We start from the raw sequence: 26,405 nt of genomic DNA on the forward strand, positions 1-26,405 counted from the left end.
GCATAGAGAAAATTTTTCAAAATTTACATTTTTTTAACACCTGTTTTAAATTTTTCTTTACGATTCACACATGCCAGGTTGTTGCGCCGGCACTTTTCAAATTTCAGGCCTTCACCTTTCAATTTATTTACTTTCACCTCTCAATAAGAGCCAGGTATAATTCTCTCGTTTCCATACATATAAATTTAAAGAAAAACTACCTAATCGGATGCCAATCATTATGAAGCCTATCGGAAAAACCCTCATGAAAATTACAGCGCTGCTGCTTTCTCTTCTCCTGTTTCCAAACCTTTTAGTTCCATTGGCCGTATATGCCAACGAAGAAGATACGCCGGATTTTTCGCTTTACGCACAGTCGGCAGTTTTAATGGACGCCGCATCAGGACGTATCTTATACGAAAAAGATGGGCAAAAGGTTATGCCCATGGCCAGCACTACCAAAATCATGACTTGTATTCTGGCTCTTGAAAATGGAAATCCGGAAGATTATGCCATAGCCTCCTCCTACGCTGCCAGTATGCCCAAGGTGAAGCTCTACGTAAAAGAAGGCGAATACTACCGGCTAAAAGACCTGCTCTATTCCCTGATGCTTGAATCCCACAACGATGCTGCCGTGGTCATAGCAGAGCATATTGCCGGAAGCACCCAAAGCTTTGCTGATATGATGAACCAAAAAGCAAAAGAGATTGGCTGTCATGACACCTTCTTTATAACACCAAACGGGCTTGACGCTACTGCTACCGCCAAAGACGGCACCGTAAGAGTGCATTCCACAACCGCTGCTGACCTTGCCAGAATCATGTCCTATTGTATCATGGACTCTCCCAAAAAAGAAGATTTCCTTGCCATCACCCGCACCCCCTCCTATTCCTTTGAAAATTACCGTGAAACGGACGGACAGTTCGTGGGGGGCGGCCGTACCTTTCAGTGCAACAACCACAATGCCTTCCTGTCCATGATGGATGGGGCCCTTTCCGGAAAAACCGGATTTACCGGCACAGCCGGCTATTGCTACGTAGGCGCCCTGCGAAAGGACAACAGAACCTATGTGGTTGCCCTTTTGGCCTGTGGCTGGCCGAACAATAAAACCTATAAGTGGAGCGATACCAAAACCCTGATGAACTATGGTCTTGACCATTTTGAATACCACTCCCTATCGGAGGCCGCCTTTGACGAAAGTCAGTTAAAACCCATAAAAGTCCTTAACGGGCAGACAGACCGTCTTGGCGCCACCGCATATGTGGATGTGGAAATAGCAAGGCCTTTGGAAACAGCGCCTTCCTCTGAAAATGGGGAACACACCGATAACGCTCCTTCTGCTGATGATGGCATTCTTCTGAAAAAAGACGAAAGCATTCAGGTTGACTTTCAGGCCGCTACGGAACTGACGGCTCCCATAGAAGCGGGAACCCAGGTGGGCACCATACGATATCTTGTCGATGAAACAGTATACAAAATAGAATATATCTTTACCTCCCAATCTGTGCCCGCCATCGACTTTTCCTGGTGCCTTTCACAGATTCTCCAACGATATACGCTATAGAAAGCCGCTCTTTAAAAATGTGCGGAAAAGAACCGGATAATAACTTTGGTATATAGCCTGCTTATGCTATATTTCCAGTTGCACATCCGCCTCCTGCTGGGCCTGGGCTTTAAATTCCTCTATCTGCACCGCTGAAAGTTCAGGAAGCTCCTCTAAAGATTTTACCCCGAAGCTTCTTAAAAATTCCTCCGTGGTCCCAAAAAGCAGGGGGCGGCCCGGCGCATCCATCCGCCCTACCTCCGCAATAAGTCCAAATTCCACCAGACGGTTTACCGCATGGTCGCAGCTTACTCCTCTGATTTTTTCAATCTCAGCACGGGTTACCGGCTGCTTATACGCAATAATGGAAAGGGTTTCTAAAATAGTGTCCGTGAGCACATACTTACGCGGTGTCTTGGCAATTTTTATCAGATATTCATACATTTCCGCCTTGGTGCACATCTGATAAGAATCCTCTAACTCCATCAATGTCACTCCGCCTTCCTTACTTTCGTACTCCTGCTTAAGCTCCAAAAGTAATTCTCTGGTGGTTTTTTTATCCTCCTCAATCACTGCCGCCAGCCTTTCTATTTCCACAGACTCTCCCATGGTAAAAAGAACGGCCTCCAATATGGCTTTTTCTTTCTGCCTGTCCAAATTCCACTACCTCCATGCTGCCGCCACGCGGCATCGTAAATGAGCTCAAACGCCATCGCACCTAACCGGCTGGCTTACCAGCGCAAACGCTCTCACGCTTTGCGAGACAGCTTATTGCAACAAGAATGCCTGTTACTCACAGGCAGCCCTTGAAGTGATGACAATGTCATCAAAAGTATCTTCCTGAAAAATAGAAATTCTTCCCACCTTCATCATCTCTAATATTACCAGAAAGGTAACAATAATTTCCATTCTGCTTTTTTGTTTTTCTAAAAGCTGCATAAAACTGAACTTTTTGTGGACACGGGCGTACGCCTCCACATAGGCAGTTTTTACATCCATATCAATCTCATCCTTCTCAATCCGTCCAAAGCTGCTCCTGACAGGGTCTATTTTATCCTCCTGTCTTTTCATTACCATCTTAAACAGCTCCTTGAGCTTGCTCAAATTCGCATCTCCTATCAGCTCCTCCAAATTAATTGGCGGCTTATATTCCTCAATTTCCTTGGGCATAGTCCTGTCTTTAAAAAGAGTGCGCGATGCGTCAATCTGTCTGTCCTTAAGCTCATAGGACATATACTTGTACATTTTATATTCCAGCAGCTTTTGCACCAGCTCCGCCCTTGGGTCTTCTTCCTCTCCTTCCTCGTTTACCTCTTTCGGAAGCAGCATTTTGCATTTGATATCTAAAAGCGTTGCCGCCATCACCAGGAATTCACTCATCACATCCATATTTTCTATTTCCATGTTCTGTATATATTCCAGATACTGGGCTGTGATTTCCACAATGGGGATATCATAGATATCCACTTTATTTTTTTCAATCAAATGTAGAAGTAAATCCAAAGGGCCTTCAAATGCCTGCAGTTTTACCGATATTGCCATTCACTTTGGCTCCTTTACTTACAGATTTCCAAATTCTTTACGCCATTTTATCATGTAAAAAAATTACCGTCAACTTTGAGAAATTCCTATCTGGAAAGCTCTAGCACCACCAGTTCTCCGGGATTAAAAATGCGAATAGGCAGTGTATGCGTGCCAAGACCCCTTCCTAAAATCATAACCGATTTTCCTTCCCGGAACATCCCTCCATCAAACTTTGGAAAAAGCTTAATGGATGGGGAAATCACGCCTCCCAAAACGGGCAGCCTCATAAGCCCTCCATGGATATGTCCGGATACCACCAAATCTGCTCCCCATTTTGCATAGGCCGCAAAATAATCCGGATTATGGGCTATCACCACCGAAAACTTACCTTTGTCCGGTTTTCCCAAAGTTCTTTCCAAATAGTCTGTCTCCATCTGCGTTTTTTTAAATTTTCCATAATATTCTCGTCCAATTTCAAGTCCGTATATGTCTATGTTAAAATCAGGCAGATATACCTTCTCATTTACCAAATGCCGTACCCCCGCCTTTTTTATCTCTTTTACATAATCAACATACATCCTGCCAAATTGTTCGGGAAAAAGTTTTGTCTTTTGCTCGTGATTTCCATTGCCGTAAAAAACCGGATATTTTGCAGCCAGAGCGCACACAAAATCCTTCGCTGTGCTGGTTTCTCCTCCTGTTTGGGAAGTGTACATATCCCCGGCAATTAGTATGAAATCCGGAGCAAGCTTCTCTATGGCCGCAAACAGCCGCCGATTGCCTGCCCCGAAGGATTTATTATGAAGATCTGACAGAAGGATGATCCTGCCATCCTTCCGTAAGATCTGGCTTTTGCATTTGTATCTTCTAACCACAAACCGATTACAGTCCACAGCCATAACTCCAAAGAAAAATGCCGCAAGAACTGCCATCGCGTAAACAAAAATCATCAAATTTATTTTCCTTCCCGCTTTTAAAGTAGAGCCTCTCAAATATAACACATTTTGCTCACAGGTTACAATACAAGCCCCATATTTTTTTCAGATAGTCCTTATATCCTGCCTTATCTATGGTTACATCTGATAAAATAGATACGCTTCCTATCCGCTGCCCATTTAGTGTATAGACCGCTTCTCCCACCGCATCCCCTCTTTTTACAGGCGCTACAACCTCCGGTGGAAGGGATATCGTCTTTTCAATACTGTTTAAATCACTGCCGGCTATATCCAGATACCGGAAAGGCCCTTTGAAAATCAGCGCTGCTTCCTCCTGTACGCCCCCCTTAACAGGAATCGTAGGTAATCTCTCCTCATTGGCATCCTCATACAATGCGCTTACACTGTAGCCATAATTCAAAAGCGCCATTGCATCCTGAAAACGTGATTTGTTGCTGGGAGATGCCATGACCACTGCAATCAGGTCAATATTATCCTTACTGGCAGTGGCTGACAGACAATATAAGGCCTTGCTGGTGGATCCGGTTTTCAGACCTGTGGTCCAGTCATACATCTTGAGCAGCTTATTAGTGCTTGATAAAGTAAAACTGCTGCTTCCCTGCCGGGTCACATGGGTAATGTCTTCCATCCAGATTTTTGTATAATCCAGGATTTGAGGATATTTCGTAATTAGTTCACGTGACATAAGCGCCACGTCCTTCGCCGAGGTGTAATGATTGTCAGATTCGCTAAGCCCGCAGCAATCCTCAAAGTGAGTATTTGTAAGCCCCATATCCTCCGCTCTTTGGTTCATTAAATTTACAAATTCCTGTTCGCTTCCTGCAATAAACTCAGCGGCCGCCACACTGGCATCATTTCCTGAGGCTACGGCAATGCACTTAATAATGGTATCAAGGGTCTGCACTTCTCCTTCCTCTAAAAATACCTGGGAACCTCCCATTGATTTTGCATAAGCGCTGGTCATGACTTCACTGTCAAGCTGCACTCTTCCTGTGCCGATGTGATCAAAAATTACCAGTAAAGTCATAATTTTTGTGATACTGGCCGGGCTGCGTCTTTCCTCAGCATTCTGTTCACAGATAATCTGTCCAGTGGAGCTTTCCATTAATATGTAGGATGGTGCCTCCACTGCCGGAGCTGCAGCAGCCTTAAGCGGCATTGCCAGCAAAAAAATAAAACACATCACATAGCATAGGGTAACTTTGAAATATTTATTCACGTATTCGCTCTCCCCTTATGTATTCTATTACTATGGATATGTTTTATTTGTTTTTAAAATGCAAGTACAATTTTAATACCATCTTGCCCTGAAAGAATGATAGGCATCCATGAGCTTATTTTTCTTTTCCTTCAGACTGACATTAAAAATCTTCATAAGCTTCGTAACATAATCTACCGTGGCCAGCACAAGAACTATCTTGCAAGCTCTAATCCCCCATTCTGCATTGCACCTGTCCACCAGTCCTAATATTCTGCTATGAAGGAATGTGATGATTATAATCGCATAAAAGCCCCATGCAATTGTACTTTCCAGACAAATAATTCCCTGATAATTACATGGCTTTTCATTGTAGTCCCACCATACTTCTCCAAAAACTTTAAGCATCAGCCTGCCTACCAGATACTCAAATCCGGTGGCCAGCACTGCCCCGGCCAGATACAGGCCAACCAGGTGGTTGCTTAAGGGATGCAAAATAAGATACCCTACCACACCGCCAAACCCATAAATCGGGCAGAAAGGGCCTCTGCCAAACCCACGGTTTGTTATCTTTTTATTGCAGAATGACATATATATGGATTCTACCAGCCATCCCATCATGCTATAGATGATAAATGCTGAAATCAAGTGGTATACATCTGTGCCAAACACTTCTCTCGTCCACATAAAGATTCCCCCTTACGAAATCAATTCGTTCAAAACAAGCTCTCATATATGTAATCCACCGCGAACTTGAAAGCCGTCCATAGAGGCCAAGACCCTCGCTGTGGTAATAAATTCCAATACATGAAGAAAGCCCTTGGTTAACCATCAAGGGCTTTCCTTACTTCCAAGCCTACACTGAATGGCAATTGGAATATTAATTGTATTTACGTTTTCTTGCAGCTTCAGATTTCTTTTTGCGTTTTACGCTTGGCTTTTCATAATGCTCTCTTTTACGAATCTCCTGCTGAATACCAGCCTTTGCGCAGCTTCTTTTGAAACGGCGTAAAGCGCTGTCTAAAGTCTCGTTTTCTTTAACGATTACATTTGACATCTTACACCCTGACCTCCCTTCAGTCCCTTCTAGCAGCATCGACTGATCGGGTTTTTATTTACATGCCGCATTCCTGCACCATCTTAAAGATGCATACTCTGCCTGCAACCATGTACCTTGTGTGCACACGTATGTATTAATGCTCATTTAACGTATCTACGTACACATACATGCTCTCTCACTTATACACAATTATACCACAAATTTCTCCTGCGTCAATCATTTCTTTACAAAAATTTAGTCATAAATTTAACTAAGCTGACCTTCCAGTACTTTTTTGGCCTCTGAAAGGGCCTTATCAATGCCGGCAGGGTTTTTCCCGCCAGCCTGAGCCATATTAGGGCGTCCGCCACCGCCGCCGCCAACTAATCCGGCAATTCCTTTAATCAGATTGCCTGCATGAGCGCCTTTTTTAACCGCGCCATCGGTGGCCATAACCGCCATATTAACCTTGCCGTCTTTATCAGAAATCAATACAAGGACGCCTTCTTTAAGCTTGGCTTTTAACTGGTCGCCTAAATCACGCAAGCCGTTCATATCTACGCCCGAAACCTTCGTTGCAAGGAACTTTACCCCCGCAATCTCTGTTACCTGATCCATTACATCGCCAAGTGCATCCCTTGCCGCCCTGCTCTTTAAGGATTCATTTTCTCCCTGCAAGATCTTCAGCTCCGCCATAACGTGCGCAAGCTTGTGCACCAATTCAGCCGGAGAGGCTTTTACAATAGAGGCTGCCTCATTTAAGGTTTTTTCCATGTCCGCATAGTATTTTAACACACCGTTTCCGGTAAGAGCCTCAATTCTGCGGACATTTGCCGCAACACCGCTCTCGGAAATGATTTTAAACAGCATAATAGATGCCGTATTGCCAACATGGGTACCACCGCACAGCTCGGTAGAGAAATCTCCCATCCGTATCACCCGCACGCTTTCTCCATACTTTTCACCAAAAAGCGCCATTGCCCCTGTCTTTCTGGCTTCCTCTAAGGTCATAATCTCCGTTTTAACCGGAATTGCCTCCAAAATCTTTTCATTTACAAGCTTTTCAACCTGTTCAAGTTCTTCCCTTGTCATAGCTGAAAAATGACTGAAATCAAATCTTAATCTGTCCCCGTTCACAAAGGAACCAGCCTGCTCTACGTGGGTTCCAAGAACCGTCCGAAGCGCTTTTTGCAACAGGTGGGTTGCACTGTGGTTTTTGCAGGTATCTGCTCTATTAGCCTCATTTACCTGCAGCGTAACCCTGTCCCCCTTTTTCAACATTCCCTTTACTACTTTGCCAATATGGCCTACTTTGCCGCCCAGGAGCTTAACGGTATCCTCCACCATAAACTCTCCATCCTGACAGATGATGATACCGGTATCCGCACACTGACCGCCCATGGTAGCATAAAAAGGCGTTTCTTCTACGATGATTGTACCTTCCTCCCCATCCGTAAGAGCCTCCACAAGCTCTGTTTCCGTGGTAAGCACTGTGATTTTTGAATCATGGCTCAGTCTGTCATATCCTACAAATTCTGTGGTAATGGCAGGATCAATGGATTCATAAACTGTCACGTCAGCTCCCATGTAATTGGTGGTTTTACGCGCTGCCCTTGCCTTTTGCTTCTGCTCCTGCATCGCCTTTAAAAAGCCTTCTTCCTCAACGGTAAAGCCTTTTTCTTCCAGGATTTCTTTGGTAAGGTCAAGGGGGAATCCATAAGTATCATACAGTTTAAAAGCTTCCGCCCCATCAAGAGAGGTTTTCCCTTCTTTCACCACGGCGGTTTCCATATCGCTTAAAATACTTAAGCCCTGATCTATGGTTTTATTAAATTTGTTTTCTTCCTGGGTCAATACGTTAAAGATAAAATCCTTCTTTTCTTCAAGCTCAGGGTATCCATCCTTACTTCCCTCAATTACGGTATTGCTCAGTTCTGCAAGGAAGGTTCCTTCTATACCAAGGAGTCTGCCATGCCGCGCCGCCCGGCGGATAATTCTGCGCAGCACGTAGCCTCTCCCTTCATTGGAAGGCATAATACCATCGGAAATCATGAAAGTAGCGGAACGAATATGGTCTGTCACAATACGGATTGAAACATCCCACTTATATTCCTTCTTATACTCCTTGCCAGAAATTTCACACACCTTATTTCTCAAGGCGCAAATCGTATCAATATCAAAGATAGAATCCACATCCTGTACCACCGCGGCTAACCTTTCAAGTCCCATTCCGGTGTCAATGTTCTTCTGCTCTAACTCTGTATAATTTCCTTTTCCATCATTGTCAAACTGGGTAAACACATTGTTCCAGACTTCAATATATCTGTCACAGTCACAACCTACCGTGCAATTCGGTTTGCCACAGCCGTATTTTTCCCCTCTGTCGTAATAAACCTCAGAACAGGGACCGCAGGGGCCTGAGCCATGTTCCCAAAAGTTATCTTCTTTTCCAAAACGGAATATTCTTTCCTTCGAAATACCAACCTCTTTATTCCATATTTCAAAAGCCTCATCATCTTCCACATAAATAGAAGGATAAAGCCTCTCCGGATCAAGTCCCACTACTTCCGTAAGGAATTCCCATGTCCAGGCAATGGCCTCATGTTTGAAATAATCTCCAAAAGAGAAATTTCCCAACATTTCAAAAAAAGTACCATGTCTGGCTGTCTTACCGATATTTTCAATATCACCAGTACGGATACATTTCTGGCAGGTAGTCACTCTCTTTCTGGGTGGAATCTCCTGCCCTGTAAAGTAAGGTTTTAAAGGCGCCATACCTGAATTAATCAAAAGAAGACTATTATCATTGTGAGGCACAAGAGAAAAGCTTTTCATAGCCAGATGTCCCTTGCTCTCAAAAAATTCTAAAAACATTCTGCGAAGTTCGTTTACGCCATAGGATTTCATTTGTTTTTCCTCATTTCCGCGCTGCCTATTAAATCTTAAAGGGCCTGTGGATGCAGCGCAGGCACAGGCCCTGTCCATATTCGCTTTATTAAGGTTGATTTTATTTCAAGAAATCAGACATTTTCATACTTGCACCTCCATGTCTTCCCGGACACAAATTCTTATGAAAAGTACGCGCAAGTATCATTATTCACACATGCAGATTAGCTGCATGGCGCGTGTACGCTCAGCGCAACAAGTGCGCAGAGCTGTTGCATAGGTGTTCTTTTCATACTTTTCAGTCAGCTTACTCAAATTAGAACGCAAGCTTCTTTGCAAAGAAGGCGTCAAGGCTGTCAATTGCCACTCTCTCCTGTTCCATGGAATCTCTAAACCGAACCGTCACGCACCCATCCGTTTCCGAATCAAAATCATAGGTCACACAGAAAGGCGTGCCGATTTCATCCTGACGGCGGTATCTTTTTCCTATGTTTCCTCTGTCGTCATACTCACAGTTATACTTCTTTGACAACTGTTCATAAATCTTCAAAGCCCCTTCCCCTAATTTCTTTGAAAGAGGCAGAACCCCAATCTTTACGGGCGCAAGAGCCGGATGGAAATGAAGTACAGTACGCACATCTCCTTCTCCGATCTCCTCCTCATCATAAGCTGCGCACAAAAAGGCCAAAACCACCCTGTCCGCTCCTAAAGAAGGTTCGATCACATAGGGCACATATCTTACATTTTTCTGATCGTCAAAATAAGTCAAATCCTGACCGGAAACATTCTGATGCTGGCTTAAATCATAATCGGTTCTGTCAGCGATTCCCCAAAGCTCACCCCAGCCAAAGGGAAACAAAAATTCAATATCTGTTGTGGCCTTGGAATAGAAGGAAAGTTCTTCTTTCTCATGGTCACGTACACGCATCTCATCCTCTTTCATGCCAAGGCTCTTAAGCCAGTCAATACAAAACTGCTTCCAGTAAGCAAACCATTCAAGGTCCGTATCGGGCTCACAGAAAAATTCAAGCTCCATCTGCTCAAACTCTCTGGTTCTGAAGGTAAAGTTTCCAGGTGTTATCTCATTGCGGAAGGACTTGCCAATCTGTCCGATTCCAAAAGGAATTTTCTTCCGGGAGGTTCTCTGCACATTCTTAAAGTTGACAAAAATACCCTGTGCCGTCTCAGGCCGCAAATAAACCGTATTTTTGGCATCTTCCGTAACTCCCTGGAAGGTTTTGAACATCAGGTTAAACTGACGGATATCCGTAAAATTATGTTTGCCGCAAGAGGGACATGGGATATGATGATCTTCTATAAAGTTTTTCATCATTTCCTGGCTCCATCCATCTATGCTGCCGTCTAACACAATGCCCTTGTCCGCTGCAAAATCCTCAATCACCTTGTCCGCCCGGAAACGCTCGTGGCATTCTTTACAATCCATCAAGGGATCTGAAAAGCTTCCAAGATGGCCTGAAGCAACCCAGGTCTGGGGATTCATCAAAATAGCGCAGTCAACACCTACATTGTAGGGATTTTCCATAATAAATTTCTGCCACCATGCTTTTTTTACATTATTTTTTAATTCCACTCCCAGATTGCCATAGTCCCAGGTATTGGCAAGGCCGCCATAAATCTCGGAACCGGGATAAACAAATCCCCTGCCTTTAGCCAGGGCCACAATTTTTTCCATCGTTTTTTCCATCATAGTCCTCCGTTCTTGCTTCGATACACAAATTGGGGCGCATGTACAAAATTCCCTGTGAAAAATTAATTTTACAGTATTTTTCTCTCCCACTGCTTATTTGTTCACAATTACCCCTCAACCCTATCTATCACTTATAAACAACATATATTATTTTATTCCCATCTTCCGTGCGCCTGACTGTCTTTCCGCCGGAAGATACCGTAACATTATCGCTGATATAAAGAGCTTTGCCGTCTAATTTTATGGCATCGCTGATATCCGTCACCAAAAGCTTTTCATCTCCCAGGGCTAAAATATCCGCTTTCCCCATGGTATCCTGGGAATCTTTCACACTGCTTAAAACTACGTTAAGGTCATACCCCGCGCTTTCCGCCTCCCCGGATTTTCCCGTAAAGAAAAGAGCCTGGTTGAATGCAGCATAGTCCTGCGCACCTGCATAGATAAGCTGGGCCAAAGCCACGCCGTCCTTCACTTCCACCTTTTTCACCGTTATACTCTCTGCCCCTGCCTGATTGTTATAATCATCTACCTGCTCTAAAATAGCCTGTTCCAATTCATCCTTATCATAATAGCTTTCTTCAAAGCTTTCCTCAATATTAGACTGAATGGTTCCATCATTAATAAGAGAAAGAAACGTTCCACCCTCCTCTTTGGCTTCACCACCGCAGGCCGAAAAGACCAGCATCACGGAAAAAGTAAGTACGCTTATTATCATTTTTTTGAATATTGGAAAACCTCTTTTCATTGCGCCCTCCCATTCACTTCCATTTTACCCCATCCATTATATATGACTTACCCTTGTTTTTCAACATTGAATTTCAGATAATATTTCAAGACTTTTCATTTTTCGGTCCATAAAACGTTTCCTGTAGCTTTCGGTAATCTCCGAAAGTTCAGCAAGGACCTGCCTTGTCACTGTAAAAGTGTAAAGCTTTTCTATGGAAGAATCCACAATATAATTTGCCGCATAAACCGTCCCAGGCAGATAAGGCCGTTCTCTGTCTGGCAGCCCCGGGTATTCCCCGTTAATGGAAAGCGCTCTAATCTCAAATATGTAGCGGATTAACTGATTGGAAAGTCCTTCATGCAAAAGCGCCCGCAGGGATTGATACAAGAGCTTTAACATTTCCATTTCGTCACTGTTTTCCCTGGTATAATAATCCATCATTTCCAGAAAATACATTCCATAACAAGCAGCCTCAAAATCTCCTCTAAACCCTTCAAAATAATTGCTGATGGAAGTTTCCGCTATGCCATAGGCGCTCCTTCCCTCATACAGCCGAAATTGGCCAAAACAAAAGGGATTGGTGGAAGCTAACAGCCTGCTGCCCTGTTTTCTGGCACCTCTTGCAAATGCTGCTATCTTTCCCCGTTCCCTTGTAAGTATCACAACCCGCCTGTCATATTCCCCAATCGGCTCTGCCTTTAATATTATCCCTGTAACACTGCTCTGTTCCTGCACCCTGCCCGGCTCCCTCATCCTCTTTCAAACCTGCCGTTCCTTCTCCCTCCCGGTAGGCCAGATAATCGTTGATATTTCCTGTACTTAAAAATTGTTCCCAGTAATTTATTACTTTCATCTTGTGCCCCCTAGTATCAAAAGTATGACAAGTATGGCATACATACTTCTGATATTAGGGTTTACTGTTTTCTTTTTTCTATTCGCACTCCTTGGGATTATACCCAAAATTTTTAATCAGGAACTCACTGTCCCGCCAATCCTTTTTTACCTTCACCCACAGTTGAAGATTTGTCTTGCACTCCAACATTTCCTCAATATCCTTTCTGGCGCTGGTTCCAATTTTTTTGAGCATACGCCCCTGCTTTCCAATGATGATTCCCTTGTGGGAATCTTTTTCACAGATAATGGTTGCGTCAATGTCAATGATTTTTCCGCGCTGTTTCATCTGCTCTATTGTGACGGCTATCCCGTGCGGAATCTCCTCCTCTAAGCAGTAAAGCGCTTTTTCCCGTATCAACTCCGCCACAATCTGGCGCTCAGGCTGGTCGGTAATCACATCTTCATCATAAAAAGCCGGTCCATAGGGCAGATAAGCCATAATACATTTTATAAGTTCATCGGTATTTTCCCCCTTTAGGGCGGACACCGGCACAATCTCGGCAAAATCCAGTTCTTTTCGATAGGTATCGATAAATTCCAGCAGTTCTTCTCTTTTCACTTTATCAATCTTATTAATGACCAGTATCACCGGCGTGTAAATTTTTTGAAGCTGTTCTATGATATGCCGTTCCCCTGCGCCTATAAAATTTGAAGGTTCTACCAGCCACAAAATTACATCCACTTCCTTAAGGCTTCTGTTTGCCACATTCACCATATAATCTCCTAACCGGTTCTTGGCCTTGTGGATACCCGGCGTATCTACAAAAACAATCTGTCCCTCCTTGGAGGTATAAACTGTCTGGATGCGATTTCTGGTGGTCTGGGGTTTATTGGACGTAATGGCAATTTTCTGCCCAATTAAGCAATTCATCAGGGTAGATTTTCCCACATTGGGCCTACCTATGAGCGCGGTAAAACCAGATTTATACTGATCATTCATACATAACAATCCTCCATACTGCCAACACCTGCCAATTTGGGCGTTGGTACAAATTGGTCTGTGAAAAATTTATTTTCACAGTAGTTCTCTCTACTGATAAGCAGCTGAACGAAAGCAGTCTGCTTTACAAATGATATCTTTCTTCCTGCTATTTGATTGGCGGTTCTTCCTTTTCTTCCGTTTTGATCTGTCCGTCCATCCTCCCATTAACTTCCGGCTGTCCAGGATTTCTGCGCATCTTTTTCTCCTGCTTTATCCCTCTTTTCTTTTTCACCAATTTCACTATCAGATGAATCATGAAAAAGACTATGAGCAAAATAACTGCCCATAAGATAAGATAAGGCAAATTAATCATACAGTCAATCCCAAAATTCACCATTCCGTTTCCAATATCATACAAGCTGCCCATAAAGCCTGTTGAAATCTTTTCCCACGGGGTCATCTCCTGCACCGGTGTATATTTCGTAACTTCATTGATATATAGGTAAACCGTGCTGTAGGAAACCTGATTGTCCATCGTCCGCAGCTGGGATTCCATGCTCTCAAGCAGGTAGCGCACCTCCGAAAGCCTGCTCTCTAAGGTGATGATGTCCTCAACGGTCTCCGCCTTCTCTAAAAGTTCCAAAAGCCTTTCCTGCTCCGCTGTCAGCGCCTTTTTATGGCTTTCCATATCCACATACTGTAAGGTCACATCCGTAACACTTTCATTCTGGCTGATTACATTGGAATTTTCGGACACCATGCTCAAAAACGCGTCCAGCTTTTCTGCCGGGATACGAATGGTCAGATTTGCATTCCGATTGCCCTTTCCATAATAATTGCTGCCGTTATAGGCATAGCTTTCTTCTATGTATCCTCCAAACTGCTCTGTCCTTTTTTTCACATCAGCAAGTAAATCCTCAAAGGCCTCTGTCTCCACCTCCAAGTTTACATTTTTGATAAGTTTGCGCTGGGTGCTTTGTACCTTTGGCGTTTCGCTGTCACCTTCCAAAGCATCTAATTCCCCGGCCTCTGCCGCCGCCTCCATAGCGTAACCGCCTGCGTCCGCATAGCCGTTATCTGTTGCCCCACTGGCTTGCATTGCCGTATCCGCCGCCTCCATGGCTCCCGTACTTTTAGACGCTCCGCCACAGCCTGATAAAAGAAATGCCATTATGATAAAAAATAACAGTAATTTCCTTTTCTCTTTTTCTCGTGATATCATCCTTAAATTTTTCATAGATAAGCCCTCCCATTCTCTTTTTCTGATTGTTACCCTGTGAAAAGTAATCTTTGATAAAAGAGATACGTTTCAAGCGGCTGATTTTATGGAAGAATGAAATAAATTTATGAAATAAGGTGTAAAGTCTAAAGGAACATCCATTCCGACCTTACACCCTTTTTGCCGTCTAAGCCTTTTCCTATAACTCACAGTTATTTACTGTTCTTGGGAAAGGAATTACATCTCTGATATTGCTCATACCTGTCAAATACATGACACATCTTTCAAAGCCAAGTCCAAACCCTGCATGTCTGGTGCTGCCATATTTGCGCAGGTCAAGATAAAAATCATAATCTTCTCTGTCAAGTCCTAATTCCTCCATACGTTTTACCAGTTTTTCATAATCATCCTCTCTCTGGCTGCCCCCAATAATTTCACCGATTCCCGGCACCAGACAGTCAACAGCAGCAACCGTTTTGCCATCCTCATTCAGCTTCATATAAAACGCTTTGATTTCCTTAGGATAATCCGTCACAAACACAGGGCGTTTAAATACCTCCTCTGTCAGATAACGCTCATGCTCTGTCTGTAAATCACATCCCCAGGACACCTTATATTCAAACTTATCATTGTTTTTACTTAAAATATCGATTGCTTCTGTGTAGGTCACATGGGCAAAATCGGAGTTAACAACATTGTCAAGCCTCTCCAAAAGTCCCTTGTCTATGAAGGAATGAAAGAAATTCATCTCCTGTGGCGCATGTTCAAGCACATACCGGATGATATATTTCAGCATGGACTCCGCCAGCATCATATCATCTTTTAAATCCGCAAATGCAATTTCCGGCTCAATCATCCAAAATTCCGCTGCATGGCGGGTGGTATTGGAATTTTCCGCCCGGAATGTGGGCCCAAAGGTATAAATATTGCGGAATGCCTGGGCGTAGGTCTCTCCGTTCAGCTGGCCGCTGACTGTCAAATTCGTTGCCTTATGAAAGAAATCCTGGGAAAAATCCACCTTTCCGTCCTCAGTCATTGGAATGTTTGCAAGATCCATGGTGGTCACCTGAAACATCTCCCCTGCCCCTTCACAGTCACTTCCTGTAATCAGTGGGGTATGCACATACACAAAATCTCTTTCCTGAAAAAACTTGTGGATAGCATAAGCAATCAAGGAACGCACACGAAAAACTGCCTGAAATGTGTTTGTTCTCGGACGCAAATGAGAAATTGTGCGCAAATATTCCATGCTGTGGCGCTTTTTCTGCAATGGGTAATCCGGCGCTGAGGCTCCCTCCACACTGATTTCTGTTGCCTGGATCTCAAAAGGCTGCTTGGCCGCAGGTGTTGGAACCAAGGTTCCCTTTACAATAATTGCCGCACCCACATTCATCCTGGAAACCTCTGCAAAATTCTCCATTTCATCATGATATACCACCTGCAGAGTGTCAAAAAATGTACCGTCATTCAGTACGATAAATCCAAAAGTCTTAGAATCCCGTATGCTCCGCACCCATCCGCCGACACATACCTCTTTATCCAAATATTTCTCTCTGTTTCTGAAAATTTCCCTGATCGTTGTTAACTGCATCTCGCAGTCCTCCTTCTACTTTCACTTAAGTTTGATAATTTTAACGCGGCAGGCCCTATTACCTTTTTCGTCCACCAGCCCTTTCCAAATCATAGCATTTTCGAAAGCAAAGCGCAAGATATGGCTTAAGTCTTTCATTTCGTGAATAGTAGTTCCGGTTACTATTCACAGCCTGGAAGCCGCTCATAGTAACATTCGGGGCGATATTCCAAGTTTCGCTTCGCAAAAATCGCCCCTCACACCTGAATCACGTTCTCACGGAATGCGCAGTAAATGTACATTCCTGACCCGCAAAAAGTAACCAGTTCAGCCCTGCTGACTGCTACTTGCAAAATCCATTAAAAATTGCCTTCAGCGATGGGATTTTGCATTCCCTAATCATATTCTCACGGTCTGTGCATTTACTGCACAGATCTGGCTGAATCGTTACTTTAGTAAAACAGCTGCTCCACCTGCATAAACAGTTCTTCACTTTCTTTTATCTTATCTCCATTTCCCACCACGCAAAGGCACTCATCCTCCATAAAGGCCCGCACATATCTGCCAAGCCCTTGGAGCTCCTCTTTGGTGGTGGCAAGCAGCTGGTCCCGCTCTTTTTGCACCTTGTCCATGGAAAGCCCTGTCATGTAGCCTCCAAGGGAATAGATTCCCTTAGTAGCCGGTGTCATAGGCGTATCCAGTTCGCTGATTGCCCCGATGATAAACTGTGTTACCGTCCGTTCGTCCAACTTTACATTCTCAATATATTCCGCCGCCTGCTCATACACATCCACTGTCTTTTTTAAATTAGGGTCCCTGTAAGAGACAAAATAACCGTCTCCATTTCTGAAAAATCCGCACATACAGCCATATGCGCCGCCCTTTACCCTGACCTGATTCCACAAATAGTCATAACCCATCATCACCTTAAGTACCTTTAAGGCGCCTGTGTAGGGCAGACCTTTGTCAATGAAATTCCCTGCACGGCATACATACTGCACCTGCCCTGCTGTCATGAAAGCCTCGTTTTTCTTTACCGGATCCGGCTTAAAGCTCTCCCCCGATGCCTTACTGGTATACAATTCGGCTTTTAATTGGCTCACGGCCTGGTCAAGGCCGGGATAGCTTTCTTTCGATGCGGTGTAATCCACCAGCAGGTTTTCAGGCCTGAAAATATACGCTGTCAAATCCTTCAGATTTTGCACCAGTTCCGTCTTCCTGCTCTCAAACTCTTTTAAAAGCTCCTCCAAAAGCCTGTACTGGGGAATACCGCTAATCTGCTCCGACACTGCCGCCGTAGGTGAAAAATAGGAAAGGGCCCGTATACTTGCAACGGAATGTCCCGCTCCTGTCATGACCGCCTGCATTCTGGATTTTGTTTCCGCCAGGATTTCGTACAGGCGCTTTGTATCGTCAAACTGGGAGGTCAGTAAAATCTCCTTCATCAGCTCCATTGCCTTATCCCGTTTTTCATAAAGCGCCTTAGAACGGATTTCCAGCGTAACTTTGTATTTCTTGAAATCATTTGCGTTGGTGTATGTGTTTACCACCGTTTTAATTCCACCCGTATGAATGTTTACCTCATTGAACAGTTCATTATAATTGAAGCGTTTTGTATCCACCATCATAAGCACTGCTTTTAAAACGCCCACATAGGGGAACAGCCTTGCAGGCACATCCCTCAAATCAAAGACCAGATTCAAATAACTGATACCATTTGTAAAAATATCATGGACAAGGATTGTAGTTCCGTCTATACTGTGCACTTCATTGATGTAGCCTGCCGCCTCTTTTTTCATATCCTCTCTGGTAAGCAGAGGAATCGTCTCCAGTGCCTCTTTTGTATTTTCCTCCTCCTGGTAAGCCCGCAATGCCTTTGTCTTGTCCACTATTTCCTGTTTTTCCTGCTGGGAAAGATCAGCTTTGTAGGTCTGTAGCTTCTCGAAAAGCGCTTTATCCTTTCTAGTGGTCAGTCCCTGTACGGGCTTCACCTCCATGATTGTTTTGTGTGGATTTTCCAAAATATATTTTTTTATGAGCTCCTCAAAATAACCTGTGCCGATCGAATCCTTCAGTTCCGCATAAGTCTTGTTCGCCTCTATATGCATAAAGGGCGCCTTCTCATCATAAAGCCAGCTGTCTAAAGCCTCCAGGCCAAGCATCAGTCCCTTTGGATAAGAACCAAAATCTGCTTCTCTGTACCGGAACTCAAAATAGTTGATGGCTGCAGCAAGGGCCTTTTTGTCCAGTCCTTCCGCTACCGCCTTTGTGAGCACTTCCTGGATCGTAGTTACAAATTCCTCCTTCTGGCCACCCTCCGCATTCTTGGCAATCACAGAAAAGTAAGGCTGGTAAATACCATTTTCCATGGTACTGTATACATCCTTCCCTATCCCCTTATCAATCAGCGCTTGCTTCACTGGCGCTCCAGGGGCGGAACAAAGCACATAGTCAAGAACATCCATTGCAATATAAAGTTTCTTGTCAAGACTGGTGCCCATGGAAACATTATAGGTTAGATAGGTATTTTCAAGAACAGAATCATCCTCCATAATGGAATACTCTTTAACCAGTTCCTTAGGCACTGCAAAGGGCCTCTGCACTCCAATCTGGGAGTCCACCTTAAGTTCTTCAAAATGGGACAAGTACTGTTCATCTATAAAAGAAAGATATTTTGCGGCATCCATATTTCCGTATAAATAAATATAACTGTTAGAAGGATGATAATATTTTTTGTGGAAGGCCAAAAAATCCTCATAGGTAAGCTCTGGTATAAAGTCAGGATCTCCCCCTGATTCAAGTCCATAGGTCATATCCGGATAAAGAGAATTCATGATTTCCCGCTCCACAACATCATCCGGTGAAGAAAACGCGCCTTTCATTTCATTGTATACAACACCGTTGATTGAAAGCTCGTCCTCCACATCCTCCATCTCATAGTGCCAGCCTTCCTGCCTGAAAATCTTCTCCTCATTATAAATGTTGGGATAAAACACAGCGTCCAGATAAACATGCACCAGATTTTTGAAATCCTTATCATTGCAGCTTGCCACCGGGTAAACCGTCTTGTCGGGATAGGTCATTGCATTTAAGAAAGTATTCAGCGAACCCTTCGCTAACTCAATGAATGGATCCTTGACCGGGAAATTTTTTGAACCGCACAGTACGGAATGCTCCAAAATATGGGCAACACCGGTACTGTCCTTAGGCGGCGTGCGAAAACCAATGTAAAACACCTTATTTTCATCATCATTCAATAAAAGGGTGATGGCGGCTCCTGTCTTTTTATGTCTCAAAATGTACCCTTCCGAATTTAAATCGCTTATTTTTCTCTTTTCAATTACTTGATAGGCGTCCATCGCCTCGATTTGTTGTTTCATAACGCACCTCATCCTTCTTTATTTTTTATCTGGTACATCTTTCCTTATAACAAGCGCAGCGCTGTACCAGTATAACAAACATGAATTATCCGAATATATCCTATTTTTCCCATAGTGCCCTATAAATATAAGCTTTCCAATACTTTTTTAGTGGCATATATCTTCTGCACGGATTGTAAACAAGCGCCGCTACGCTTCGCTAAACGGCTTATGGAATAAAAGAGCGGGCGGAAACAAGTTTCCAGCCCGCTCAGTGTAAAAGGGGAATTTTACCTAACTTCAGGCAATTCAGGAATTTCCTGACTGCGAACTCTATTATAACAGGATTATTTTCCCAGCGCAAGTAAAATATAAAATAAAATGTACTAATATATTGACAGATAAGTTATCATAACCTAAAATATTTAATACAGTAAGAAATGTTTGCGCCCCAGTTCCAAACTACAGGAATCAGGGCTTTTTTACCGTATATCTAGTGAAGAACAAATATTTGTCGTTTACTATCATTTTACTTTGCATAATACAGACGGAAACACGGAGAGGAAACAACACCTGCTATGACAAATATTGAAAATCATGTGCGTTACATGTATTCAGCCTTAAGCAAATCAGAACAGATTGCCGCCAGCTATTTTTTAACACATCCAGACCATATTTTCCAGTATCCTTTAGCGTCCCTTGCCCAGATGTCCAAAACCAGTCAGGGGGCATGGGTACGCTTTTGTAAAAGTATCGGTTATGATGGCATGAAGGGATTGAAGAATGCGCTTTTTCAGGAAATCAGTCAGGAAAAAGGGGATGAGGATTCTCCCAAAACCCAATTCCTTGACATCCGCCAGTGCAGTTCCATCTCTGTTACCGCAGATCAGGTAAGCGCCAATAGCATTCAGGCCATTGAAGCCACCAGAAAACTCCTAGATCAGGAGGCTCTTGAAAAAATCATTCCAATGATCATCGGTGCCAACACCATCGGCTGTTTTGGCATCGGCGCATCAGGACTTGTGGCGGAGGATCTGTATTCCAAATTTCTCCGTCTAGGCTACCATGTTTTCTTTAGCAGCGATGTCCATGTATGCTATGCCTATGCCGCCATTACTTCCCCCAAAGATATTGCCATACTTTTTTCCAATTCCGGGGAAACAAAGGAAATCCTCCGCATAGCGGACATTTTGAAAATGTCCGGTACCCCCTCTGTGGCTGTTACCCGGCATAACGCCAACAATCCTCTGTCAAAACTGACAGATTATGTATTGTATACGGACTCCACTGAAATATTAAAAAGAAGCGGCGCTACCAGCTCCCGTATCGCCCAGCTATATATATCCGATATTCTATTTATGGCAGTAGCCGGCCGGGATTATGACCAGATAGAAAAAAAACTGGAATTAAGCTATCGGGGCTGTCACCCGGCATTATCCTGAAACCAGGATGCTGCCCCGATAGCCGGGTCTTTTTTCCTTTCCGCCACATACACTGGCAGCTTTTCTCTGGCAATCTGTTCCCGCAAAAATCCGCCTATCTTTTTGTTTTTCACAAGTACACTGCCTGAGAACAGAATGGGATAGAACCCCTCTTCCATCCGGGAAAGACAGGGCCCTATCAGCTCTACCAGCTCACTGGCCGCAGCTTTTGCAATTTTCTCTGAAACCAGGTCTGATTTTATCCTTTCTTCCGTAAGCAGCTGGGCCAGATAGGCGATTTCTCTTTTTCCTGTTCCTCCATTGTATACAAAGCCTATGAGTTCTCCCACCGAATGAATGCCCAGCGTCTGAAAAACAGCCTCCGTAAGCACGGTTTTCTCTTCTCTTCCATCGTGCGACCGTACCACTGCCTGCAAAATATCCCTTCCGATTGCATAGGCGCTTCCGCCATCGTCAATCAAATGTCCGTATCCTCCCGTTCTGTACAGTTTTCCGGCCTTGTCCTGGGCAAGGCACACAGAACCGGTTCCCGCAATCAGCAAAAGACCGGCCTCTCCCATCAGCCCGCCCCTTAAAGCGGCTTCATGGTCGCCCATCACCACCACCGGACATACAAAGCCCAATTCTTTTATACATTCCTTTAAAAAGGAAACCGCCGCAGGATTACTTATGCCTGCCGCTCCAATACCTACACCTGTGCACAGAGCGGGCGCAAAACCATACTCCCGGCACTTTTCGGCTATCTCCTGCAAATGTTCTCTGATTTGCTTTTGTGAGTAACTGTTATAGTTGATTCCTCCGGCTGCAATACGTGCACATTCTTTCCCCTGCTGCAAAATTACCCCTTGCGTGGAAGTACCGCCGCCATCCATTCCCAATATAAACCCCATCCGTCCATTCTCTCCTTTAATCGTACAGCCGAAGCGATTTCACCGATTTGGAAAAGGCATCTCCTTCATCTTTCCAGCTCTCCTGTAAATCCTTTAAACTGACTTTTCCTTCCAGGTATTCCTCCGCCATGCCATTACCATAAAGGACCTTCAAATGCACCGTATTTTCATCCTTATCTTCTTTTCGGAATATCACCTTTTGGGGATAACGGTCACAAATAATCTTCATAAGCATAAGCGCTGTGGGAAGAAAGTCTTCCTCCAGTGAAAGGGGATGGAATTCCAGTCCATAGCATACCTCCCCCGCATACTTCCCACTGACGGGGATAAATGCCCTTCTGCGGAAAACGTAGCCCTCCCCTGTTTTTTGTTCCCACAACTCATGGTACACCAAGTCCATGTCCAGAAAAGGCGCGCCGTACATTAAAAAGGGCTTCATACTGCCCCTGCCCTCGCTGATATTGCTGGCTTCAAACAGGCACCCTCCACTGTAGCAGAGTGTATTCTCAAAGGCAGGAAGGGCGGGAGATGGAATGTTCCACAAAAGCCCTGTCTTAGGATGCATCATCCGGGATGTATAATTCTCCATCCGTATTACCCTAAGATCCAGTTTCAGGCCTGCATATTCTTTAAAATAAAACGCCGCCTCCCCCAAGGTCAGACCGTGCCGCATAGGAAGCTCATAATCCCCCACAAAGCTGTGAAGAGAAGGAAGAATTCTTGCACCGGTTATTATATTCCCTCCAAGAGGATTAGGGCGGTCCAGCACCACAAAGGGAATCCCCGCCTCCCCGGCTGCTTCCATGGCGTAGGTCATAGTATAAAGATATGTATAATATCGCAGCCCTACATCCTGCATATCAAAAACCAGAAGCTCGATATCCTGTAAATCCTGGGAAGAAGGTTTCTTCTTTTCCCCGTAAAGAGAGACAATAGGAGCCTCTCCTTTTCTTTGCTGGCTTTTTTCATCAATCGCTTCTCCCGCACCGGCTCCGTTTAAACCGTGCTCCGGCGTGAAAATCCGGGCTATGTGGTAACCGCAATCCCGAAAAACCATGAGATTATCCTTTTTCCAATCACTGGTTATCCCGGAAAAATTGGTGATCAGCCCAATGGCCTTCCCCTTAAATATTTCCTCATATTTCCTTACCCTCTCTAGTCCCAATACCGTCTTCATCCTTCTGCTCCTCCCTGCTTTTTCGTTTCTCTATTCCTCCTAGGAAATCCTCATATATGCCTGGAGATGAGTCAGGAATCACCATTGCGCCTACGCATTTTTCATAAAAAGCGGCAGGTCCTACACTTCCGATAATTGCATAGCCATACCCTTCTTCCCTCATAGCCCACAAACTGGCAAGTAAAAGCTGTTTTCCGATTCCCCTGCCCTGCTCCTTATCCAGAACCCTGGTAGGTCCAAAGAAGTCCGGGGCAGTGGCATCATAACAGGCATAGCCTATAATTTTTTCCTCTCTTGTGGCAATAAAACAGGTTATGGGTGTATGGGAAAAACATACATCGCACTCCCCTGCGGCGAAAATTCCCGAATGCTCTCTCACCCAGTCTACCACCCGAAGCTTATCCGGCGCCATTGCCCTTCTGATTTGATAATTTGCCTTTTTGATCTGTTCTCTGTCCATCTGCGGCAGATGATATAGTTTTACTAACATATCCGGCATATCAATCACCTCCTATTTCCTGTTTTCCGACCGCCTATCCCAGCTGCATTTTCTTACGCATCGCAGATAATGCTTGCGATACTCTCTACCACCGGATTGGCATCTGCCCCTTAGGCATCCACTCCCCTTTCAATATTTCCAGGGCAGCCTGAAAACTTCTGACTGAGTACTCCCACATAACAATTGCTGTGACATTTTGCGGAAGGTCCTTTAAATCATACGGGTTTCTGAGGGCAAAAACTGTCACCGGCGTATCAAGCTTTGAAAGCCTCTCTATCAGTTTTATCTGTCCCTTTTGTAAATGCCCGTTATAGGTTCCTATTACTATGCTGCTGTGTCCTTTCGCTTTTTCCACAATCCTGCATATTTCTTCTTCCTGTGGATTAGGTGAAAAAATGCAGGACGTACCGCCCAATTTCCTTTCCATCCACTCAGGGAAACTAAGAGTTTTATTTTCCATATTTGCCGCCAGTGTAATACGATAGGCATAGCAACCTGCAAAAAAAGGATTTTCTCCTGCCTTTGGCGTCTTTCCAAAAGGCATTGTCACAGGGGTAATGGTTTCCTTCAACAACCTGTATGCCTTTTGCTTATCTTCCTCTAATACCAGCCTTCCATCCCGATCTTCTTTTTCCGCATACACTTTCTTTAAGGCTAAAATCCTTTTCACAGAAGCGTCAATCACCTCCTCCAAAAGGGCTCCTTCCCCCACTGCCTTCTCCACCGCTTCTATGGCTTCCTTAGCAGCAGAAGGTGTGTGTGAGATCAGCACGATATTCACTCCCGCCCCCAAGGCTTTTACCACACCGTTGGCTGTACCGTAATATTTCTTGATTGCCCCCATTTCCATACAGTCGCTTAAAATGATTCCCTGAAAACCGTAGGTTTTTCTTAAAAGACCTGTAAGGATTTTTTCTGACATGGTAGCAGGTATTTTCTCCGGCTCTAGAGCCGGAAACAGGATATGAGCGCTCATAACCGCGGGAATGCCCATATCTACCGCCTCCCGGAAGGGACGAAGCTCTGTTTTTTCCAATTGTTCCATAGGTTTATCAACAATCGGCAGACTTAAATGGGAATCCTGTGCCGTATCACCATGGCCTGGAAAATGCTTGGCGCAGGCAAGGACTTTCTCAGATATAAGTCCCTTCGCCATTTTCATAGCGTATGTTCCAACCTGTCCCGGTTCATCGCCATAGCTGCGGATGCCAATCACCGGGTTATTCCGGTTGCAATTTATATCCATTACCGGCGCGAGGTCAAAATTTATACCTAGCCTTCTAAGCTGTCTGCCTGTAAGCTGCCCAGCAGCGTAAGCATTCTCCGGATTTTGGGATGCTGCAGTTGCCATTGCTCCCGGTACATTCACCAAATCATCGGAAAGCCGAACAATAGCGCCCCCTTCCTGATCAATCATAATAAAAGGGGCAATTTGGGTATTTTCCAACACCTGTTGGCGGAGAGTGCTGCAAAGTTCTGACAGCTGTTCTCCGCTTTCAATATTTTCCCCAAATAAAATAAGATTCCCAACCTGAAACTCTTTCAAAAAATCGCTATACTCCTCTGTCAACTCCGTACCGGGAAATCCTACCGAAAAACATTGTCCAATCTTTTCCCGCAGGGACATCTGCTCTACTGTCTTTTCCATATACAATATGATACTCCTTTCCTAGTTTCAAACTTAAAAGCTTATTTTCCCCATCACCACCGGATGTTCCGCCCCTGTTGCCTTCACAGCGTTATTAAAATGGCAGCAAACCGTTTCGTTTGCAAGAACTGCAAAAGCAATCGCTTCCTTGGCATTGCTGTCTAAATGAATATCTTCATTAATTATTACCTGACATTTAGGCAGTGCCTTTTTAATAAAAGTCATTAACAGCTTATTCTGGCTGCCGCCTCCCCCCACAATCAATTGTTCCGGTAAGGGGCGGCAGAAATTTTCTATGCCTATTCTAATACATTCCGCCGTAAAGCAGGTCGCCGTAGTAAGGGTATCCAAAAGAGATACACCCATTTCTTCAGCTTCTTTTATCAGCCGTTTCACATAATCTTTCCCATACCGCTCCCTTCCGGTAGTTTTTGGAATAGGAGCTTTCAGGTAAGAATCCTCCATCATAAAGGAAAGAAGTTTCCGGTCAACTTTTCCCGAGGCTGCCATTCTTCCGCCCTGATCAAATGTAAGCTTTCCCTCCGTCAGACACTCTGTCAGGGCGTCCATCACCATATTTCCCGGCCCTGTGTCAAAAGCATAAACCTCCTCTAAGCTGCAGTCTGCAGGCAAAATTGTAATATTCCCAATTCCGCCAATATTCTGAAGGGCGATTGTGCGCTCCTTCCGGCGGTAAAGCAAATACTCCGTATAAGGTACCAGGGGAGCCCCAAGCCCGCCTGCCGCCATATCCCGTACCCGAAAGTCAGAAACCACAGGGCAATTCATCTCTTCCGCTATCACTGCTGCTTCCCCTATCTGTAACGTGCTGGAGAAACATTTCCCCAAAAACATCTCCTTCCCGGGAATATGCCAAAGTGTCTGCCCATGACTTCCCACAATATCAATATCCCCAGGAGAGATACCGCATTCTTTACACAGATCCTTACAGCTTTCCGCAAATAATTTTCCCAGAAAAAAATTCAAATTACAGATAGTATGGCTTCCCCCATAGTCTCCTGATGCTGCCTTTAAAATCTCATTCCTTGCTTTTTCAGGATAAGGTACTGTGATAAAGCCAAGTTGTTCCACTTTCGTGGCAAGCCAATACCCCTCTATTTTCACCAGTGCAGCGTCAATGCCATCTGCCGATGTGCCGCTCATCAGCCCAATCACCAGTCGGCTTTCCTTCCCGGCCAATTTCGCCAATGGATGCATTCTTCTC

Annotated in this window: 22 protein-coding genes; 2 read left to right on the forward strand and 20 right to left on the reverse strand. The window is 44.4% G+C overall.

The features are described from left to right. Positions 1-220 precede the first annotated feature (220 nt). Positions 221-1,543, forward strand: a complete 1,323-nt coding sequence (locus D5281_RS02805) for a D-alanyl-D-alanine carboxypeptidase family protein (protein WP_277935137.1) — start codon at positions 221-223, stop codon at positions 1,541-1,543. A 66-nt stretch (positions 1,544-1,609) separates the two neighbouring features. Here D5281_RS02805 and scpB read toward each other — a convergent pair whose 3' ends face one another. From scpB to D5281_RS02880, 15 genes are all read right to left on the reverse strand, one after another. Continuing rightward, on the reverse strand, positions 1,610-2,179 hold the full coding sequence (gene scpB / locus D5281_RS02810; protein ID WP_160558627.1) for an SMC-Scp complex subunit ScpB: 570 nt from the start codon (positions 2,177-2,179) through the stop codon (positions 1,610-1,612). 132 nt (positions 2,180-2,311) lie between these two features. Then, positions 2,312-3,064, reverse strand: a complete 753-nt coding sequence (locus D5281_RS02815) for a segregation and condensation protein A (protein ID WP_160558628.1) — start codon at positions 3,062-3,064, stop codon at positions 2,312-2,314. Between the two features lie 86 nt (positions 3,065-3,150). Continuing rightward, positions 3,151-3,996: a metallophosphoesterase gene (locus D5281_RS02820; protein WP_277935138.1), complete on the reverse strand. Its 846-nt coding sequence runs from the start codon at positions 3,994-3,996 to the stop codon at positions 3,151-3,153. Between the two features lie 58 nt (positions 3,997-4,054). Continuing rightward, on the reverse strand, positions 4,055-5,185 hold the full coding sequence (locus D5281_RS02825) for a D-alanyl-D-alanine carboxypeptidase family protein (RefSeq protein ID WP_160558701.1): 1,131 nt from the start codon (positions 5,183-5,185) through the stop codon (positions 4,055-4,057). 108 nt (positions 5,186-5,293) lie between these two features. Further along, entirely contained in the window at positions 5,294-5,887 is a 594-nt protein-coding gene (locus tag D5281_RS02830; RefSeq protein ID WP_160558629.1) for a putative ABC transporter permease, read from the reverse strand. A 193-nt stretch (positions 5,888-6,080) separates the two neighbouring features. After that, positions 6,081-6,257, reverse strand: coding sequence for a 30S ribosomal protein S21 (gene rpsU, locus D5281_RS02835; RefSeq protein ID WP_016290398.1), 177 nt, complete (start codon positions 6,255-6,257; stop codon positions 6,081-6,083). A 249-nt stretch (positions 6,258-6,506) separates the two neighbouring features. Next, positions 6,507-9,146: an alanine--tRNA ligase gene (gene alaS, locus D5281_RS02840; RefSeq protein WP_160558630.1), complete on the reverse strand. Its 2,640-nt coding sequence runs from the start codon at positions 9,144-9,146 to the stop codon at positions 6,507-6,509. A 295-nt stretch (positions 9,147-9,441) separates the two neighbouring features. Then, positions 9,442-10,830, reverse strand: coding sequence for a glycine--tRNA ligase (locus D5281_RS02845; protein WP_160558702.1), 1,389 nt, complete (start codon positions 10,828-10,830; stop codon positions 9,442-9,444). 130 nt (positions 10,831-10,960) lie between these two features. Continuing rightward, positions 10,961-11,578: a hypothetical protein gene (locus D5281_RS02850; protein ID WP_160558631.1), complete on the reverse strand. Its 618-nt coding sequence runs from the start codon at positions 11,576-11,578 to the stop codon at positions 10,961-10,963. Positions 11,579-11,638: 60 nt separating this feature from the next. Then, positions 11,639-12,295 (reverse strand): DNA repair protein RecO, encoded by a 657-nt coding sequence (gene recO / locus D5281_RS02855; RefSeq protein WP_330584775.1) that lies wholly within the window; start codon positions 12,293-12,295, stop codon positions 11,639-11,641. Next, complete coding sequence (locus D5281_RS02860) at positions 12,234-12,413, reverse strand: hypothetical protein (RefSeq protein ID WP_160558633.1); 180 nt, start codon at positions 12,411-12,413, stop codon at positions 12,234-12,236. Before D5281_RS02860 ends, recO begins: the two co-directional genes overlap by 62 nt. A gap of 78 nt (positions 12,414-12,491) precedes the next feature. Beyond that, a complete protein-coding gene (gene era, locus D5281_RS02865) occupies positions 12,492-13,394 on the reverse strand; it encodes a GTPase Era (protein ID WP_160558634.1) in 903 nt (300 codons plus the stop codon). Positions 13,395-13,542: 148 nt separating this feature from the next. Continuing rightward, positions 13,543-14,613: a DUF4349 domain-containing protein gene (locus tag D5281_RS02870; protein WP_160558635.1), complete on the reverse strand. Its 1,071-nt coding sequence runs from the start codon at positions 14,611-14,613 to the stop codon at positions 13,543-13,545. 181 nt (positions 14,614-14,794) lie between these two features. Next, positions 14,795-16,186, reverse strand: a complete 1,392-nt coding sequence (asnS, locus tag D5281_RS02875) for an asparagine--tRNA ligase (protein WP_160558636.1) — start codon at positions 16,184-16,186, stop codon at positions 14,795-14,797. 431 nt (positions 16,187-16,617) lie between these two features. Beyond that, on the reverse strand, positions 16,618-19,545 hold the full coding sequence (locus tag D5281_RS02880) for an insulinase family protein (protein WP_160558637.1): 2,928 nt from the start codon (positions 19,543-19,545) through the stop codon (positions 16,618-16,620). Positions 19,546-20,102: 557 nt separating this feature from the next. Between D5281_RS02880 and D5281_RS02885 the strand changes: the two genes are divergently transcribed. Then, positions 20,103-20,966, forward strand: coding sequence for a MurR/RpiR family transcriptional regulator (locus tag D5281_RS02885; RefSeq protein ID WP_160558638.1), 864 nt, complete (start codon positions 20,103-20,105; stop codon positions 20,964-20,966). On the opposite strand, the gene D5281_RS02890 is transcribed toward D5281_RS02885, so the two are convergent. From D5281_RS02890 to D5281_RS02910, 5 genes are all read right to left on the reverse strand, one after another. After that, a complete protein-coding gene (locus tag D5281_RS02890; RefSeq protein ID WP_160558639.1) occupies positions 20,948-21,856 on the reverse strand; it encodes an N-acetylglucosamine kinase in 909 nt (302 codons plus the stop codon). The two genes, D5281_RS02885 and D5281_RS02890, sit on opposite strands and share 19 nt — an antisense overlap. A gap of 16 nt (positions 21,857-21,872) precedes the next feature. Next, complete coding sequence (locus D5281_RS02895; RefSeq protein ID WP_160558640.1) at positions 21,873-23,033, reverse strand: exo-beta-N-acetylmuramidase NamZ family protein; 1,161 nt, start codon at positions 23,031-23,033, stop codon at positions 21,873-21,875. Then, positions 22,993-23,532, reverse strand: a complete 540-nt coding sequence (locus D5281_RS02900; protein ID WP_160558641.1) for a GNAT family N-acetyltransferase — start codon at positions 23,530-23,532, stop codon at positions 22,993-22,995. The genes D5281_RS02895 and D5281_RS02900 overlap by 41 nt, the downstream gene beginning before the upstream one ends. Before the next feature lie 85 nt (positions 23,533-23,617). Then, a complete protein-coding gene (gene nagZ, locus D5281_RS02905) occupies positions 23,618-25,180 on the reverse strand; it encodes a beta-N-acetylhexosaminidase (protein WP_160558642.1) in 1,563 nt (520 codons plus the stop codon). Positions 25,181-25,213: 33 nt separating this feature from the next. Beyond that, on the reverse strand, positions 25,214-26,398 hold the full coding sequence (locus D5281_RS02910) for an anhydro-N-acetylmuramic acid kinase (protein WP_160558643.1): 1,185 nt from the start codon (positions 26,396-26,398) through the stop codon (positions 25,214-25,216). Between the last annotated feature and the right edge of the window lie 7 nt (positions 26,399-26,405).

Origin of the sequence: Parablautia muri (genome assembly GCF_009917485.1) — a bacterium.
Classification (GTDB): domain Bacteria; phylum Bacillota; class Clostridia; order Lachnospirales; family Lachnospiraceae; genus Suilimivivens; species Suilimivivens muri.

Bases quoted from the DNA above. Each gene is read 5' to 3' on its own strand.
- D5281_RS02805 (WP_277935137.1), top strand. From the start codon at position 221: ATGAAGCCTATCGGAAAAACCCTCATGAAAATTACAGCGCTGCTGCTT.
- D5281_RS02815 (WP_160558628.1), bottom strand. From the start codon at position 3,064: ATGGCAATATCGGTAAAACTGCAGGCATTTGAAGGCCCTTTGGATTTA.
- D5281_RS02820 (WP_277935138.1), bottom strand. From the start codon at position 3,996: ATGATTTTTGTTTACGCGATGGCAGTTCTTGCGGCATTTTTCTTTGGA.
- D5281_RS02825 (WP_160558701.1), bottom strand. From the start codon at position 5,185: ATGTGTTTTATTTTTTTGCTGGCAATGCCGCTTAAGGCTGCTGCAGCT.
- D5281_RS02830 (WP_160558629.1), bottom strand. From the start codon at position 5,887: ATGTGGACGAGAGAAGTGTTTGGCACAGATGTATACCACTTGATTTCA.
- rpsU (WP_016290398.1), bottom strand. From the start codon at position 6,257: ATGTCAAATGTAATCGTTAAAGAAAACGAGACTTTAGACAGCGCTTTA.
- alaS (WP_160558630.1), bottom strand. From the start codon at position 9,146: ATGAAATCCTATGGCGTAAACGAACTTCGCAGAATGTTTTTAGAATTT.
- D5281_RS02845 (WP_160558702.1), bottom strand. From the start codon at position 10,830: ATGGAAAAAACGATGGAAAAAATTGTGGCCCTGGCTAAAGGCAGGGGA.
- D5281_RS02850 (WP_160558631.1), bottom strand. From the start codon at position 11,578: ATGAAAAGAGGTTTTCCAATATTCAAAAAAATGATAATAAGCGTACTT.
- D5281_RS02860 (WP_160558633.1), bottom strand. From the start codon at position 12,413: ATGAAAGTAATAAATTACTGGGAACAATTTTTAAGTACAGGAAATATC.
- era (WP_160558634.1), bottom strand. From the start codon at position 13,394: ATGAATGATCAGTATAAATCTGGTTTTACCGCGCTCATAGGTAGGCCC.
- D5281_RS02870 (WP_160558635.1), bottom strand. From the start codon at position 14,613: ATGAAAAATTTAAGGATGATATCACGAGAAAAAGAGAAAAGGAAATTA.
- asnS (WP_160558636.1), bottom strand. From the start codon at position 16,186: ATGCAGTTAACAACGATCAGGGAAATTTTCAGAAACAGAGAGAAATAT.
- D5281_RS02880 (WP_160558637.1), bottom strand. From the start codon at position 19,545: ATGAAACAACAAATCGAGGCGATGGACGCCTATCAAGTAATTGAAAAG.
- D5281_RS02885 (WP_160558638.1), top strand. From the start codon at position 20,103: ATGACAAATATTGAAAATCATGTGCGTTACATGTATTCAGCCTTAAGC.
- D5281_RS02890 (WP_160558639.1), bottom strand. From the start codon at position 21,856: ATGGGGTTTATATTGGGAATGGATGGCGGCGGTACTTCCACGCAAGGG.
- D5281_RS02895 (WP_160558640.1), bottom strand. From the start codon at position 23,033: ATGAAGACGGTATTGGGACTAGAGAGGGTAAGGAAATATGAGGAAATA.
- D5281_RS02900 (WP_160558641.1), bottom strand. From the start codon at position 23,532: ATGCCGGATATGTTAGTAAAACTATATCATCTGCCGCAGATGGACAGA.
- nagZ (WP_160558642.1), bottom strand. From the start codon at position 25,180: ATGGAAAAGACAGTAGAGCAGATGTCCCTGCGGGAAAAGATTGGACAA.
- D5281_RS02910 (WP_160558643.1), bottom strand. From the start codon at position 26,398: ATGCATCCATTGGCGAAATTGGCCGGGAAGGAAAGCCGACTGGTGATT.